The sequence below is a fragment of the Anaeromyxobacter sp. SG64 genome, from assembly GCF_022690745.1.
Taxonomy (GTDB): Bacteria; Myxococcota; Myxococcia; order Myxococcales; family Anaeromyxobacteraceae; genus Anaeromyxobacter; species Anaeromyxobacter soli.
In genome coordinates, this window is sequence record NZ_JALCZB010000110.1 from 1 (window position 1) to 13,780 (window position 13,780).

A 13,780-nucleotide genomic window follows, 5' to 3' on the forward strand; every position below is an offset into this window, starting at 1 on the left:
CCGCCCGTCGCAGCCGCCGCGCCCGCGCCCGCAGGGCCGGACCGCTCGCAGGTCCCGCCGCTCGGGCGCGCGCCGGAGCTCGAGCTCCCCGCGCAGCGCCACTTCGCGCTCTCGAACGGCCTCAAGGTGCGCCTCGTCGAGTACCGCCGCCTCCCCGTGGTGGCGATGAACCTCCTCGTGGGCGCCGGCGCGGGGCGCGATCCGGCGCGCCTGCCCGGCCTCGCGAGCTTCACCGCCGCGATGCTCACCGAGGGGACGAAGACCCGCTCGGCGATCCAGCTCTCGGACGAGACGAACTTCCTCGGAGCGTCGATCCACGCCTCGGCCGGCCCCGACTCCGCAGCCGTGTCCGGGGCGGTGCTCGCGAAGCACCTCGCGAAGTACCTCACGCTCTTCGCCGACGTGACGATGAACCCGGCCTTCCCCCGGGGCGACTTCGACCGCCTGCAGGACCAGCGGCTCGTGGCGCTCCTCCAGCAGCGGGATCAGCCGCAGCCCATCGCCTCGAAGACGTTCATCCCGATCTTCTGGGGCCCGATGCCCTACGGCCACTATCTGCTCGGGAACGAGGCGTCGGTGAAGGCGACCCGCCCGCGCGACCTCGCCGAGTTCCACGCCCGGAACTACCGGCCCGAGAACGCCGAGCTCGTCGTGGTCGGAGACGTCGCGGAGGCGGAGCTCCGCCCCCTGCTCGAGGCGACACTGGGCCGCTGGAAGCGCGGCGGCGCGCCGGGGCGGCTCGCGCCCACGCCGCCCGCCGCGCCGCACCGGACGATCCTCGTCGAGAAGCCCGACGCGCCGCAGACGTACCTCCTCGTCGGGATGCCCGGCGCCCTGCGCTCCTCGCCCGACTTCGTCGCGGCGTCGGTGGCCTTCCAGGTGCTCGGCGGCGGCTCCTCCTCGCGCCTGTTCCGCAACCTGCGCGAGGAGAAGGGTTACACCTACGGTGTCTACGCCATGGGTGACGCGCGCAAGCTCGCCGGCGTGAGCCTCGTCGCCGGCAGCGTCAAGGCCGACGTCACCGGCCCGGCCGTGAAGGAGCTCCTGCACGAGCTCGCCCGGATGCGCGAGGAGCCGGTCCCGGCGCAGGAGCTCTCCGACGCGAAGGACGCGCTGGTGCTCGGCCTGCCCGCCGACTTCGCGACCGCCGGCGGGATCGCCTCCCGCGTCGCGGAGCTCGCCCTGCACGGGCTGCCCGACGACTACTGGAACGGCTACGCCGACGCGGTGCGGAAGGTGGACGCCGAGGCGGTCAGGCGGATCGCGCAGCGCTACCTCGATCCGGCTCGCATGACGGTGGTCATGGTCGGGAACCCGTCCGTCGTACGGCCCCAGCTCGCGGGGCTCCCGCTCGGACCGGTCGATGAACGCCCCGCCCCCTCCCCGGCGCGTGGGACGCGTCCGGCCCGCGCGGCGGGCGCGCGCTGAGGACGCGGGCGCGCCCCGCGCCGCTCCCCGACGCGGATCGCGCTGTCCCACAGCGGCCTCCGCGTTCCGCGTCGGAGCGCGCGGCGTCGCTCTTCGCCCTCTTCGCGAGGTGCGATATCCGCCCGCGCTCGCTCGGGTGCGACATCGGGACACGATGACCTCGGACGCGTACACGTGTTGGATGTTCTCCTCACGCGAGGTCGATGATGGCGGGGAAGACCGGCCGGTGGTTCGGGTTGCCGAAGCGCGTCGCGCTCGGCTTCGCCGTGGCGGTCGCCTCCCTCGTCGCCTCGGGCGTGCTCTCCGGCGTCACCCTCGGGAAGAGGACCGACGCGAGCGTCGCGGCGGAGATGGCCGCGGACACGCAGCTCGCGGTCGAGGAGCTCGAGTCCGCGATGCTCGTCTCCGACGCGGCCCTGGACGCGTACGTCGCGGGCGGCGACGCCCGGCACCGCGCCCGCTACGAGAACGCGCGGGGAAGGATCCCCGGCGCGGTGCAGCACCTCACCGACGCGGTCGGCGCCGAGCGCGTGGACGACGACGGGGTCTACCTCGGGAAGATCCGCCCCGCCGTGAAGCGCCTCGTCGACGGCCAGGGGCGCGCCCTCGCGCTCGCCGACGCCGGGCGCTTCGAGGAGGCGCGGATGCAGCGCGCCACCGAGGCGGTGCCGCCGCTCGAGCGGGCGCACGCCGCGCTCGAGGCGCTCGAGATGCGCGAGGAGGCGGAGGTCGCCCGCGCGATGGCCTCGGCCCGCCGCACCCGCACGACCTCCAACGCCGTGTTCGTCGGTCTCGACGGGCTCCTGCTCGTGTTCGTCCTCGGCGCGGCGCGGGTGGTGCGGCAGGAGATCCGCGCGCGCGAGGCGCACGAGGCTGAGCGGGCGCGCGTGCTCGAGGTGCAGCAGCGGATCGTCGCGGTGGTGAGCCACGACCTGCGCAACCCGCTCTCCGGGATCCTCACCGCGGCGTGGGCGCTCGCTCGCACCGACCTCCCCGAGGACGCCAAGCGCGCAGCCCGCCGGATCGCCGCCGCGGGCCGGCGGATGGAGCGGCTCATCCGCGACCTCCTCGACTGGAGTCGCGCCAAGGCGGGCGCCGAGATCCCGGTCCACCTGTGCGAGGCCGACCTGTACGACGTCTGCACCCGCGTCGCCGAGGACCTGGCCGACGCCCGCGGCCACCGGATCGAGCTGTTGCGCGCGGGCGACACGCGCGCCCGGTTCGACCCGGATCGCATGGAGCAGGTGGTCGCGAACCTGCTGTCGAACGCGCTCAAGTACGGCGATCCCGACCGGCCCGTGCGCGTCGGCGCGGTCGGCGAGGACGGCGCGGTCCGCCTCGAGGTGCGCGACGAGGGGCCCGGGCTCGATCCCGCGATCCGGGCCAGCATCTTCGAGCCGTTCCAGCGGGCGCCGCGCGGTCTCCCGGGCGCCCACTCCAGCGTCGGCCTCGGGCTCTTCGTGGTGCGGACCCTCACGGAGGCCCAGGGCGCGCAGGTGGACGTCGAGTCGGCGCCGGGACAGGGCACGACCTTCGTCGTGAGGGTGCCGCGCGCGGTCCGCCTCTCGCTCGCCGAGGCGCGGGTGGGGTGACGCGGGGGTCGGCGCCGAGGTTCACGCCGACCCCCGAGCCCAAAGCGATCTCAGCTGCCGTGACGACCGCGAGCTCGACGCCGGGCGAGAGCTAGCGTCGGTCGACGCGACGCGACGCGCGCGACCGCGACCGCGACCGCGACCGCGATTTGGGCCGCGCTCGCGACCCGTTCGAAACCAACCGCTCGCTCCCTCGCCCGAGGAGTGCCCGCCTGTCGGGGTGCCGAAGTAGACTGCGCCGGCGGCGGGCTCCCTGCCCGCCGCACCCCGCCATGGCCGATCTCCAGAACGAGTTCTCCTGGTCGAAGTCGCGCCACGAGAAGTTCGTGGAGTGCCGGCGCGCCTATTACTACGCGTACTACGGGAGCTGGGGCGGCTGGGAGGCGGCGCCGGGCTCGACGGTGCGCGAGCTCTACGTCCTCAAGAAGCTCTCCTCCCGCTGGCAGTGGGCCGGCTCGGTCGTGCACGACGCGCTGAAGCAGATGCTCTCGCGGGCGCGCGCGACCGGCGACTTCCTCTCCCTGGACCGGATGCTGGAGCGGACGCGGGCCCGCGCGCGGGCGCAGTGGTCGACCTCGCGCGAGAAGAGCTACTGGCGAGAGGCGTCGCGCATCGTCGGTCTCGTCGAGCACGAGTACGGCGACGTGGTGCCCGGCGAGGACTGGAAGCGGCTCTACGAGGGCGTCGTGGACGGAGCGCTCCGGGCGTTCTACGCGAGCCCCACCTTCGAGGAGATCCGCCGCACGCCGCGCGAGCAGTGGCTCTCGGTGGACGAGCTCGACTCCTGGAGCTTCGAAGGGACCAAGATCTGGGTCGCGATCGACTTCGCCTACCGCGACGCCGACGGGCGGGTGCGGATCCTCGACTGGAAGACCGGCAAGGAGCGCGGCGTCGACCACACGCAGGTGGGGATCTACGCGCTCTACGCGCAGCGGAAGTGGAGCGCCCCGCCCGACCAGGTGCTGGGCGGGCTCGTCTATCTCGTCGCGAACGGCGCCGGCTCGGGCGGCGACACGGTGTCGGTCGCCGCCGACGCGGCCGCGCTGGAGCGGTGCCAGGCGGAGATGCGCCACTCCATCGGGGAGATGCGGGCCGTGCTCGCCGACCCCACCCGCAACCAGGCCCTCATCGACCAGTTCCCGCAGCACGCCGAGCGCGACGGCTGCCGCCGCTGCCCGTTCCGCCGTCCGTGCGGGCGGATGTAGGCGGGCGCGGGGCGCGGCTCCCGCAGCGGAACGCGAGCGCCCCGCCCTCGAGCACCGCTTCGTCTCCCCACCAGAACGCGTCGTTGCGGGGGCCGTGGCCGACCGGCGCCTCGCCTGTCGGCGGTCGCCGGCTCATGACAGCGCTCTAGCCGCGGGCCTCGTAGTCCACCACCGCCCGCTTCTCGCGCACGCGCGCGATGAGGTCGGCGACGGCGCGGTGCTCCGGGTGCACCTGGTAGGCGTCGAGCGCGGCGCGATCCACGAACGTGGAGTAGAGCGCGACGTCGTAGGACGCCTCGCTGCGCGCGAAGTCGATGCCCACCTCGATCTCGAGGAGCCCGGGGATGCGGCCCGCGAGCCCCTCGAGCGCCGCCTTCACCCTGCGGGCGTTCTCCTCGCGGGAGCCGCCCTCGGCCCGCTCCTTGAGCGTCCAGAACACGATGTGCTTCACCATCCCGTTCACCTCCCGCGCGGGCGCGCCCGCGTTCGATCCGAAGGACGTTTCCCTGGCTTCGGCTCGCGCTTCCCGGCGCGGCCGTCCGGCCCGTCGAGCCGCTTCTCCATGCGGATCGCGGCGAGCGAGGCGCCGCCGGGGAGGGGGACGCGGAGGTCCCCGCGGCGCGCGAAGCCGAGGCGCTCGTAGAACGGGACCGCGCCGAGCGCGGCCAGGACGCGCAGCCGCGTCGCGCCCGCACGGCGAGCGGCGCGCGCGGCGTGCTGGACGAGCGCGCTCCCCAGGCCGCGGCCGGCGGCGCGGGGCAGGACGAAGACGGCGGTGAGCTCCGTGCCGCGCCGCGCCGCGTACCCCACGACGAGGCCGTCCCGCTCCGCCACGACGTAGCGCTCGCCGCCGGCCGCCATGGCCCAGCGGTGGTACAGCGCCGGCAGCGACGCCCAGGCGCGGAGCTCGGCGTCGGAGTAGGCGGCGGCGCCGCGCCCGCGGACGGCCGAGCGCATGACCCGCGCGACGGCGGTCGCGTCGTCGAGGGACGCGGCCCGGAGCGTCGCGGCCCGTGGCGCGCGCGGTCGCGACGAGCGGCCGGCGAGGCCGCGGCCCCGGCTCACGCCTTGGTGTCCTTCTCCACGAGCCCGTAGCGCTGGAGCTTCTCGTAGAGCGTGGAGCGGTGCAGGCCCGCCGACTCGGCCGCCTTCGCGACGTTGCCGCCCGCCTCGCGCAGGAGGTCCTCGAGGAACTTCCGCTCCCACGCGTCGCGCGCGCGCCGGTAGCGCCCCTCCGCCCCACCCGCCGCCGCGTCGCCTGCGGGCGGGGTGAGCTCGGGCGGGAGGTCCGCGAGGGTGATCGCGTCTCCGCGCGCCAGCAGGAGCCCGCGCTCGATCGCGTGCTCGAGCTCGCGGATGTTGCCGGGCCAGGGGTGGTCGAGGAGCGCGCGCATCGCCTCGCCGTCCGGCGCGAGGGGCGGCCGGCCGAGGCGCAGGGCGTGCTTCTCGACGAAGTGCTCGACGAGGAGCGGGATGTCCTCGCGCCGCTCGCGCAGGGGCGGGAGCCGGAGCGGGACGACGCGCAGCCGGAACCAGAGGTCCTCGCGGAACTTCCCCTCCTTCACGGCCCGGGCGAGGTCCTCGTTCGTCGCAGCGATCACCCGCACGTTCGCCTTGCGCGGCTTGCGGCTGCCCACCGGGATGTACTCGCCGTCCTGGAGCACGCGCAGGAGCTTCGGCTGCAGCGCCGGCGGGAGGAGGCCGATCTCGTCGAGGAAGAGCGTGCCGCCCTCCGCCTCGGCGAAGAACCCGGCCCGCGCCTGCTCGGCGCCGGTGAAGGCGCCCTTCTCGTGCCCGAACAGCTCCGCCTCGGCGAGGTTCTCGGGGATGGCGCTCATGTTGAGCGCCACGTAGGGCCCGCCCGCGCGCCGGCTCATGGCGTGCGCCGCGCGGGCGAGGAGGTCCTTGCCGGTGCCGGACTCGCCCTCGACCAGGATCGGCACGTCGGAGGGGGCGATCCGCTCGAGCATCCCGACGAGCGCCTTCATCGGCTGCGACTTCCCGATGATCCCGTGCACGCCGAACTCGCCGGCGAGGGCGCTCCGGAGCCGCGCGTTCTCCCGCTTGATGCGGGCGTGCTCCACGGCGCGGGCGACGACGAGCTCGAGCTCCTCCGGCTCGAACGGCTTCTTGAGGTAGTCGAACGCGCCCGCCTTCATCGCCTCGACCGCGGTCTCCACCGTGGCGAACGCCGTGACGAGGATGACCGGGATCTCCGGCACCTTCGCCTTGAAGCGGCGCATCCCCTCGATGCCGTCGAGCCCCGGCATGCGCAGGTCCGTCACGATCGCGTCGAACTCGGCCCGCTCCACCGCGGGGAGCGCCTCGGCGACGGAGGGGAAGTCGTACACGGCGTAGGACCGCCCGAGCGTGCGCTTCATCATCTGGCGCGCCGAGTCGAGGTCGTCGATGACCATGAGGTTCGGTTTGCTCACGGCGCTCCTCTCACGGCGTCCCCTGCGAGCGCGACGGCCGCTTCGGACGGCGCGGCGGGGAGGCGGATGCGGAAGGTCGCGCCGCGCCCGGGCGCGCTCTCGACCTCGACGGTCCCGCCGTGCGCCTCCGCCGCCTGGCGCACGATGGCGAGGCCGAGGCCGGTCCCGTTCGCCTTGGTGGTGAAGAACGGGTCGAACACGTGCGCCGAGACGTCGCGCTCGAGGCCGGGGCCGCTGTCCGCCACCTCGACCACCACGGCCTCGCCCTCGCGGCGGGCGCGGGCCACGAGCGTGCCGCCCCCGCGCTCCTGCATCGCCTGCACGGCGTTCACGCAGAGGTTCAGGAACGCCTGGCGGAGCAGCTCCCCGTCGGCCACCACGTCCGGGAGGTCCGGCGCGATCTCGACCAGGCGCTCGACCCGCGCCTGCGCGGCCGCGGGGCCGACCACCTCCACCGCCTCGCGCAGGATCGGCTCTACCGGCTGGGCGATGGGGTGGACCGTGCGGGCGCGCGCGAACACGAGGAAGCGCTCGATGAGCACGGCCGCGCGCGTCACCTCGCGGCGGATCGCCTCCACGTCGCCCTTCACCTCCGCCTCTGGCGGGAGCTCGCGGGCCGCCACCGACGCGTAGCCGCGGATGACGTTCAGGGAGTTCCCGATCTCGTGGGCGAAGCCCGCGGCGATCCCGCCGAGCGTCGCGAGGCGGTCCGCGCGCAGCACCTCGCGGGTCTTCTGGGCGACGCGCTCCTCGAGCTCGGCGATGAGCCGCTGGTTCTCGGCGCGGCGGTCGTCGAGCCGCCGGGACATGTCGTTGAAGGCGCGCACGAGATCGGCGAGCTCGCGCTCCTCAGGCTCCTCGAGGCGCACGCCGCGCTCCTCGACGAGCGACTCGGCCGCCTCGGACAGCCGCACGAGCGGCTGGGTCACGCGGCGGAGGAAGATCGCGGCGAGCAGCTGCCCGACGAAGATCCAGAAGGCGGCGACGATGCTCGCCCCCCACGCCAGGTTGCGGGCGTTGCCGATCACCTCCTCGTGGGTGAAGTCGACCCGCACCGCCCCCACCACCGCGCCGCCTCGCAGGATGGGCGCGGAGGCCACGATCCCCTCCGGTCGCAGGAGCCGCCCGAGCGCCTGCAGCGGCGCCTCCGCGACCTGGAACTCGCTGGGCGGAACGCCCTCGGGGCAGGGCTCCTCGGTGCGCGTGACGCAGGCGAGGACCTTGCCCCTGCGGTCGACGATCCAGGCGCGGTCGAGCGGTGCGCTCGCCACCACCCGCTCGAGCACCGCGGGGAGCGCGGCCTCGCCGCCCGGATCCACGCCGTCGGCCCGCACCCAGTGGGCGCCCGCCGTGGCGGCCGTGGACGCGATGGCGACGCCCTCGCGCGCGAGGAGCTCCTGGCCGCGGACCACCTCGCGCCAGAGCGCGACCGCGGTGACGCCGCTCATCGCGAAGATGATGACCGCCGCGATGAGGACGAAGAGCTTGAGCCTGAGGGTCACGGCCCCCCCTCCTCCTGCGGGTGCGGGGGCCGCGGCGCGCCGGCGAAGGCGTGGCAGGCGGTGCAGGTCTTTCCGTTCGCGTGCGAGCTGGCGTGCGCGTGGCAGCGCTGGCAGCTCGCCGGCTCGGCGGACCAGGTGTGCGGCGGGTGGCAGTCCACGCAGCGGGCGTGGGCGGCGTTCGCGTGCAGCCCCGCGCGCCGCGTCGCGGCGAAGTCGTGGCAGTGCGTGCAGGAGACGAGCGTCTCGCCCGGCGGGGCGTGCGGCCGGTGGCAGCTCGAGCAGACCATCGCCATCGGGCCGTGCTCCTTCACCGGTGCGTGGATGCCCTGGGCGGTGTGGCAGCGGAGGCAGTCGCGGCGCGTCGGCCGGAGCCCGGGAGCGTCGCCGAGGAACTCGTGGCACGCGAAGCAGTGCATCCCTTCCATGCCCTGCACGCGGACGGCGTGGCCGGGGTGGCACTCGGCGCACTTCGCGGCGATGGGCTCGAAGCCGTGCATGCTCGCGGCGTGGCAGCGCACGCAGGCGATGCGGTGCTGCTCGTAGTGGATCCGGTGGCCGCGCGAGCCCCCCACCTGCGGCCAGCGCGGGTCGTGCGAGAAGTGGCACTCGGCGCAGGAGCCGATCTCGACGCCGCCGTGCCCCGCCGGCGCCTTCCCGAGGAGGAACGCGCCCAGCATGGCGACGCCCTGCTCGGCCTTCGCGTGGTGGCAGCGCTGGCAGGCGACGCTCTTGTGCGTGCCGGCCATCCAGAGCGCGAACTCCGGGCTCGCCTGGTGGCAGGTCGCGCAGAGGCGCGGATCCTCGTCGACGTAGCGCTTGAAGCGCCACGCGCCCGCGGCGAGGGCGGCCACGGCGAGCGCGGCGAGGGTGAGGGCCAGCGTCTTCGCGGGGCGTGAGAGCCTCATGGGGGAGCGCGATTGTAGCGCGCCCCGTCCCGCATCCGCGCGTCCGCGCCGCCCTGGAAAAAGAGGGGGGCCGCGCAGTCTCCCGCGCGGCCCCCCGACGCTCGCTCCCTGGGCGGGCGGCTTACTTCTGCTCGTCGCTCATCCGGTCGTACTCCAGCGGATGCTCGTGCTTCATCATCTCGACGCTGATCCGGCCGTTCAGCCAGGCCCAGTTCATCGGGAAGATCGAGGGCTTCAGGTGCACGTTGTAGAAGTGCACCACGAAGAGGAAGAGGATCGCGAGCGTCGCCTCCTCGCCGTGGATGATGAGGGCGGAGGAGATGAGCCAGCTCGGCGCCCACGCCGCGAAGAAGGCCGGGAACCAGAAGATGAACCCGGTGCCCACCATCATCACGATGCCCCAGAACACGGCCCAGTAGTCGAACTTCTCCAGGTACATGTACCGGTCGAACCTGGGCCGCTCCTTCTTCACGCCGAGCATGAAGAGGATGTTGTCCCGCATGTCGACGGCGTCCTTCGGCCCGGGCAGCATCGAGAGCGGGAGCCGCTTCTGGGCCGCGAGGAACGTCAGGTAGAAGAGGTGGTAGATCGACGAGGCGATGATGAGGACGGCGCCGACGCGGTGCCACATCGCCGCGCCCTCCGCGCCGCCGAAGATCTTCATGAACGCCTCGGAGTAGGGCGCCGCGTCCCTGCCCCCGATGATGGGCGCGTTGCCGAACGTCCCGGCGCCGCGGAGCGGCCAGCCGGTGATGCCGAGCAGGATGACGCCGGAGAGCATGAGCCAGTGCTGGATGCGCTGGTGGATGTCGAACCGGATGACGCTCCGCACCGCGTCGACGGAGGGGCCGTGGCCGCCCTTCGCCCGCATGCGCTGGCGCAGCTCGTAGACGAAGTCGACGAGCACGTGGAACGCGAAGAACAGCAGCGTGAGCGTGGTGAGGTACGAGAACGCGATGTGGATGATGTGCGGGACGGGGTGCCCGGACGTCTCCTGCGGCGTCTTGTGGGCGATGAGCGACGCGAAGCTGTCCGTGGCGCCGGCGTGGCAGCGCGCGCAGGCGTCCTTGCGGTTCTTCACGTTCACGATCGAGTTCGGGTCCGTCTTCGCCACGATCGCGTGGGTGCCGCCCCGGTTCGCGGGCGCCGCGTGGCAGCTCACGCACACCGGCGCGAAGGTGTTGCCGACGCGGACGAGGCGGCCGTGGATGGAGTCGTGGTAGGTGACCGCCGCCTCGGGGTTGAGGCCGGCCTCCTTGGCGAACTCCTCGTTGCCGTGGCAGGCCTCGCAGCGCTTCGCCATCGCGCGGCGATCCTCGGGCACCGGCTGGCGGGCGCCGGACTTCGGCTCGTAGAACGCCAGCGCCTTCACGGAGTGGAGCGAGCCGTGGCAGGAGGCGCAGGTGGGACCCGCGACCTTCGCGTCCTCACGCTGCCACTTCGAGTGGACCGAGGCGGCGAACGCGTCGGTCTGCTCGGTGTGGCAGTTCTGGCAGGCGAGGTAGGCGCGCGGGGAGGTGACCTTCACCTTCTTCTCGCCGTCGGCCCAGGCGGCCTTCTCCAGCCGGGAGACGAACTTCTGCTCCGCGTCGGACAGGGGCGGGAGGGTGCCGCCCATCGCGTGCTCTTCCGTGTAGCCCGCGTGGCAGTCCGTGCAGCCGACGCCGTTCTGGGCGTGGACGGACTTGGCGAAGAGGTCCGGGTGGACGGTGGGGCCGTCGCCGCCGGGGGAGTGGCACTGGAGACAGGTGTCGCTGCCCTGGGGCAGCTTCGGCTCTTCCGCCCGAGCGGTCGAGGCGAGGAGGAGCGCGAAGGAGAGGAGAATGGCTCGCATAGGCGGTGGGTCGCGGGTGCAACGGACATGCCCCTGCACCCAAACAGATTCTGAGGTTATGTTCCGGAAATCACGAGGGTTTGCGCGACATCAATCGCCGGGAGGTCGCAAAGCTTGCGCGCAATCGGCCCGAACGGGAAAGGCTGCGCGTTCGCGCACACCGCCGCGAGAAAAGCCGCGAGCCCGGAGAGGTCCCCGGGCCCGCGACGGGTCGAGCGGCACATCGGCGTCGCAGCTACTCGGGCGACGCCTCCTGGGCGGCCGGCTTCCGGACGGCGAGGCCGGTCAGCGCGCCCACGCCGGCGCCCGCGGCGGCGCCCATCACCGCGAACAGCGCGCCCACGCCGGCCACGCCGAGCACGATCCCGAAGACGATGAGCGCGCGCACGAGGAACGTCGGCTCGAGCGGCGTGCCGAAGATGCCGCCGGCGAGGAGCACGCCCGCGTAGCCGCCGTACAGCATCGAGGGGAGGAGCGCGACGGCGAGGAAGAGGGCGAGGCCGAGTCCGGCGCCGATGAGGGAGGGGGTCTTGCTCTGCATGACGGTTCTCCTGGTTCGCTGCGGTCTGGAAGGTTCCGGCGAGCACCACCGCGTCGCGTCCGCCGTGCTCGCTCCCTACTGCACGACCGCTGCCAGGATCGCCGCGCCTCCTCTCGCGGGCTTGCGCGCTCCGGCGTCGGGTTCTCCCGACAGCCCGCCGGGGCGGGACGACATCGCGCTGCGCGCTCCACATCATGCGGTTCCGCGGCGCGCCGGAGCCGCCTCAGCTCCTCAAGGCCGCGCGTCCACCCGCACCACCGGATAGCGCCGGTACGTCTCGTCCCAGGCCGGGTGGCGGCGGAAGAAGAACTCGCTCCGCGCCCGCCGGTCCGCCGCGAACGTCGGATCCGCGAGCCGCTGCTCCCACTCCGCGCGGACCGCCGCGTCCTCCGCGAGCAGCTGGCGGGCGAACGGCTCGAGCACGTAGTCCTCGATGTACTCCTTGCGCTCGAAGGCGGCGTTGAAGGTCCCCCAGGCGAGGAGCGCGTCGGGCGCGGCCGGCTCGAGGAGGTGCGCCGCGACGAGCGCGCGCGGCTGGGCGACGGGCACGAACAGCGCGCCCGCCCCGATCGACCGCCGCTCGCAGGCCCACGCGCCCTTCACCGAGAGCTGCTGGCGCCCCTCGAACGGCTCGGCGCGGAACTTCGCCTCCGTGGCGCGGAAGACCTCCACCTCGCGCGGCGGGCGCGCGCCGCCGAGGCGCTCGAAGCGCACCCCGTGGACCGCGAGCTTCGCCGCGACCGGCTCCGCGAAGCCGGCCGGCACCACCCAGCCGCCCCTCGGGAGGACGGCGCTCGCGGCCGGGCGGAGCGCGGCGAGGTACGGCACGTTCCAGACCTCCGGGCGCGACTCGTCGTAGCGGGTCACGGGCGCGCCGGTGACGACGGAGGGCTCGCGGACGTAGGCGTAGCCCCGGAAGGCGAGGGGCGTCGGCTCGCCGGTGGGCTCGAAGGCGAGCGCGACCTCGCGCCCGGCGAGCGACGGCGCCTCGCGATCCGCGCGCTCGGCGGCGGCGCGCCAGCGGGCGCCGCGCTCGGCGGCGAGCTCGAGGAGCGCGCGGAGGAAGTCGACCGCCCCCTTCACGCGCTCGCCGTAGGGACGCCACGAGTGCGCCTCGAGGAGGATGCCGATGCGGTCCTGCGCCGCCCAGTAGCCGTGGCCGAAGTGCGGCGGCGGCACGCCCTGCGCGAACCCGCTCGCCGGATCGCCGTCCTCGCGGAAGGAGGGGTAGAAGTCCACCGGGAGGTGGCCGCCGGCGGTGAGCCGCGCGAGGAGCGCCTCGGAGAGCGCAGCGCCCTCGGGACGGAGCGCCGCGGCGTAGCCGAAGCGCGGCTCGACCATCACGGCGAGGTCGTGCTGGAACTGCGCGCCGTCGGTGACGTGCAGGTCCGCGTAGACGATGGGATCCCACTTGCGCAGGAGCGCGAGCATGGCGCGCGTCTCGGGCGCGTCCGCCTTCAGGTAGTCGCGGTTCAGGTTCAGGTTCGCCGCGGTCACGCGCCAGCCCGCCTCGAGCGGCCCGCGCTGGTTCGGCCGCTGCAGCGGCCCGAACCGCTCGTGCCCGTCGACGTTGAAGACCGGCACGAACACCGCGGTGACGCCCGCGAGCTGCCCGCCGCCCTTCCGGAGCAGCTCGCGGAGCAGGATGAAGCCCGCGTCCTTGCCGTCGAGCTCGCCCGCGTGGATGGCGCCCTGGAACAGGACCACCGGGCGCCGCCGGGCGCGGGCCGCGTAGGGGGTGAGGACGCCGTCGGCGCTCGCGACGAGCGCCACGAGCTCGCGCCGCTCCGGCGTCACGCCGAAGCCCACGCAGCGGGCGCGCCGCGGGAAGGCGCGCGCGTAGTCGCGGCACAGCCGGACCGCCTCGTCGTAGCGGCCGGTGCGCTCGAAGGCGGTGCGCTCGGCGGTGGTGACGAGGTCCTGGGCGGTTGCGGAGAGGAGCGCGGCCGCGAGGGCCGCCGCGGGGGCGATGGGCATGGCCGCGCATCATAATGAGCGCGGCGCGAGATAGCCTGTCAGTGCGAGCGCCACCGCCGAGAAAGCCTGCAGCACGCCCGCGAGCCCCGCCGGGATGGGTCCGACGAGGACGATCCAGAGCGACATCCCACACGCGACCACCGCGAGGCTCGCGTGCACACGCCGGCGCCGTGCCGCGGGCGACGGGTCCGCCGCGCCCGCCGCGACGGGCATCCCCACCACCGCCGCGAACGTCGCGACGAACAGGCCGAACCCGACCAGCGCGACCTCGCTCTCCGGCACGGCCGCCGACACGAGCACGCCGAACGCCGCCGCCGCGAGCGCCGGGAGCGAGGCGAGTGCGAGCCCGGCGATCGCGCCG

The 13,780-nt window shown here is 74.3% G+C and carries 12 protein-coding genes; 3 read left to right on the forward strand and 9 right to left on the reverse strand.

Annotated features, from left to right (window positions below; genetic code table 11):
* The 3 genes from MNZ29_RS21140 to MNZ29_RS21150 all read left to right on the forward strand — a co-directional run.
* Nucleotides 1-1,428, forward strand: a 1,428-nt coding sequence (locus MNZ29_RS21140) for a pitrilysin family protein (RefSeq protein ID WP_242356606.1), incomplete at its 5' end; no start/stop codon positions are given.
* Between the two features lie 206 nt (nucleotides 1,429-1,634).
* Nucleotides 1,635-3,020 carry an ATP-binding protein gene (locus MNZ29_RS21145; RefSeq protein ID WP_242356608.1) on the forward strand — a complete coding sequence of 462 codons (1,386 nt, stop codon included), beginning with the start codon at nucleotides 1,635-1,637 and terminating at the stop codon, nucleotides 3,018-3,020.
* A gap of 272 nt (nucleotides 3,021-3,292) precedes the next feature.
* Nucleotides 3,293-4,225: a PD-(D/E)XK nuclease family protein gene (locus MNZ29_RS21150; RefSeq protein ID WP_242356610.1), complete on the forward strand. Its 933-nt coding sequence runs from the start codon at nucleotides 3,293-3,295 to the stop codon at nucleotides 4,223-4,225.
* 145 nt (nucleotides 4,226-4,370) lie between these two features.
* Here MNZ29_RS21150 and MNZ29_RS21155 read toward each other — a convergent pair whose 3' ends face one another.
* From MNZ29_RS21155 to MNZ29_RS21195, 9 genes are all read right to left on the reverse strand, one after another.
* Nucleotides 4,371-4,679: a Dabb family protein gene (locus MNZ29_RS21155; RefSeq protein ID WP_242356613.1), complete on the reverse strand. Its 309-nt coding sequence runs from the start codon at nucleotides 4,677-4,679 to the stop codon at nucleotides 4,371-4,373.
* A 5-nt stretch (nucleotides 4,680-4,684) separates the two neighbouring features.
* Nucleotides 4,685-5,290 (reverse strand): GNAT family N-acetyltransferase, encoded by a 606-nt coding sequence (locus MNZ29_RS21160; RefSeq protein ID WP_242356615.1) that lies wholly within the window; start codon nucleotides 5,288-5,290, stop codon nucleotides 4,685-4,687.
* On the reverse strand, nucleotides 5,287-6,660 hold the full coding sequence (locus MNZ29_RS21165) for a sigma-54 dependent transcriptional regulator (protein ID WP_242356617.1): 1,374 nt from the start codon (nucleotides 6,658-6,660) through the stop codon (nucleotides 5,287-5,289). Before MNZ29_RS21165 ends, MNZ29_RS21160 begins: the two co-directional genes overlap by 4 nt.
* Entirely contained in the window at nucleotides 6,657-8,162 is a 1,506-nt protein-coding gene (locus tag MNZ29_RS21170; protein ID WP_242356619.1) for an ATP-binding protein, read from the reverse strand. Before MNZ29_RS21170 ends, MNZ29_RS21165 begins: the two co-directional genes overlap by 4 nt.
* Nucleotides 8,159-9,067 carry a hypothetical protein gene (locus MNZ29_RS21175; RefSeq protein ID WP_242356621.1) on the reverse strand — a complete coding sequence of 303 codons (909 nt, stop codon included), beginning with the start codon at nucleotides 9,065-9,067 and terminating at the stop codon, nucleotides 8,159-8,161. Before MNZ29_RS21175 ends, MNZ29_RS21170 begins: the two co-directional genes overlap by 4 nt.
* A gap of 121 nt (nucleotides 9,068-9,188) precedes the next feature.
* Nucleotides 9,189-10,901: a cytochrome b/b6 domain-containing protein gene (locus MNZ29_RS21180; protein WP_242340906.1), complete on the reverse strand. Its 1,713-nt coding sequence runs from the start codon at nucleotides 10,899-10,901 to the stop codon at nucleotides 9,189-9,191.
* A 235-nt stretch (nucleotides 10,902-11,136) separates the two neighbouring features.
* Nucleotides 11,137-11,442 (reverse strand): hypothetical protein, encoded by a 306-nt coding sequence (locus tag MNZ29_RS21185; protein ID WP_242356623.1) that lies wholly within the window; start codon nucleotides 11,440-11,442, stop codon nucleotides 11,137-11,139.
* A 231-nt stretch (nucleotides 11,443-11,673) separates the two neighbouring features.
* On the reverse strand, nucleotides 11,674-13,419 hold the full coding sequence (locus MNZ29_RS21190) for a M14 family zinc carboxypeptidase (protein WP_242356625.1): 1,746 nt from the start codon (nucleotides 13,417-13,419) through the stop codon (nucleotides 11,674-11,676).
* A 9-nt stretch (nucleotides 13,420-13,428) separates the two neighbouring features.
* On the reverse strand, nucleotides 13,429-13,780 hold a 352-nt coding region (locus tag MNZ29_RS21195), incomplete at its 5' end, for a hypothetical protein (protein ID WP_242356626.1).

Excerpts from the sequence above, each read along its gene's own strand:
- MNZ29_RS21145 (WP_242356608.1), top strand. The coding sequence starts at position 1,635 with ATGGCGGGGAAGACCGGCCGGTGGTTCGGGTTGCCGAAGCGCGTCGCG.
- MNZ29_RS21150 (WP_242356610.1), top strand. The coding sequence starts at position 3,293 with ATGGCCGATCTCCAGAACGAGTTCTCCTGGTCGAAGTCGCGCCACGAG.
- MNZ29_RS21155 (WP_242356613.1), bottom strand. The coding sequence starts at position 4,679 with ATGGTGAAGCACATCGTGTTCTGGACGCTCAAGGAGCGGGCCGAGGGC.
- MNZ29_RS21175 (WP_242356621.1), bottom strand. The coding sequence starts at position 9,067 with ATGAGGCTCTCACGCCCCGCGAAGACGCTGGCCCTCACCCTCGCCGCG.
- MNZ29_RS21180 (WP_242340906.1), bottom strand. The coding sequence starts at position 10,901 with ATGCGAGCCATTCTCCTCTCCTTCGCGCTCCTCCTCGCCTCGACCGCT.
- MNZ29_RS21185 (WP_242356623.1), bottom strand. The coding sequence starts at position 11,442 with ATGCAGAGCAAGACCCCCTCCCTCATCGGCGCCGGACTCGGCCTCGCC.
- MNZ29_RS21190 (WP_242356625.1), bottom strand. The coding sequence starts at position 13,419 with ATGCCCATCGCCCCCGCGGCGGCCCTCGCGGCCGCGCTCCTCTCCGCA.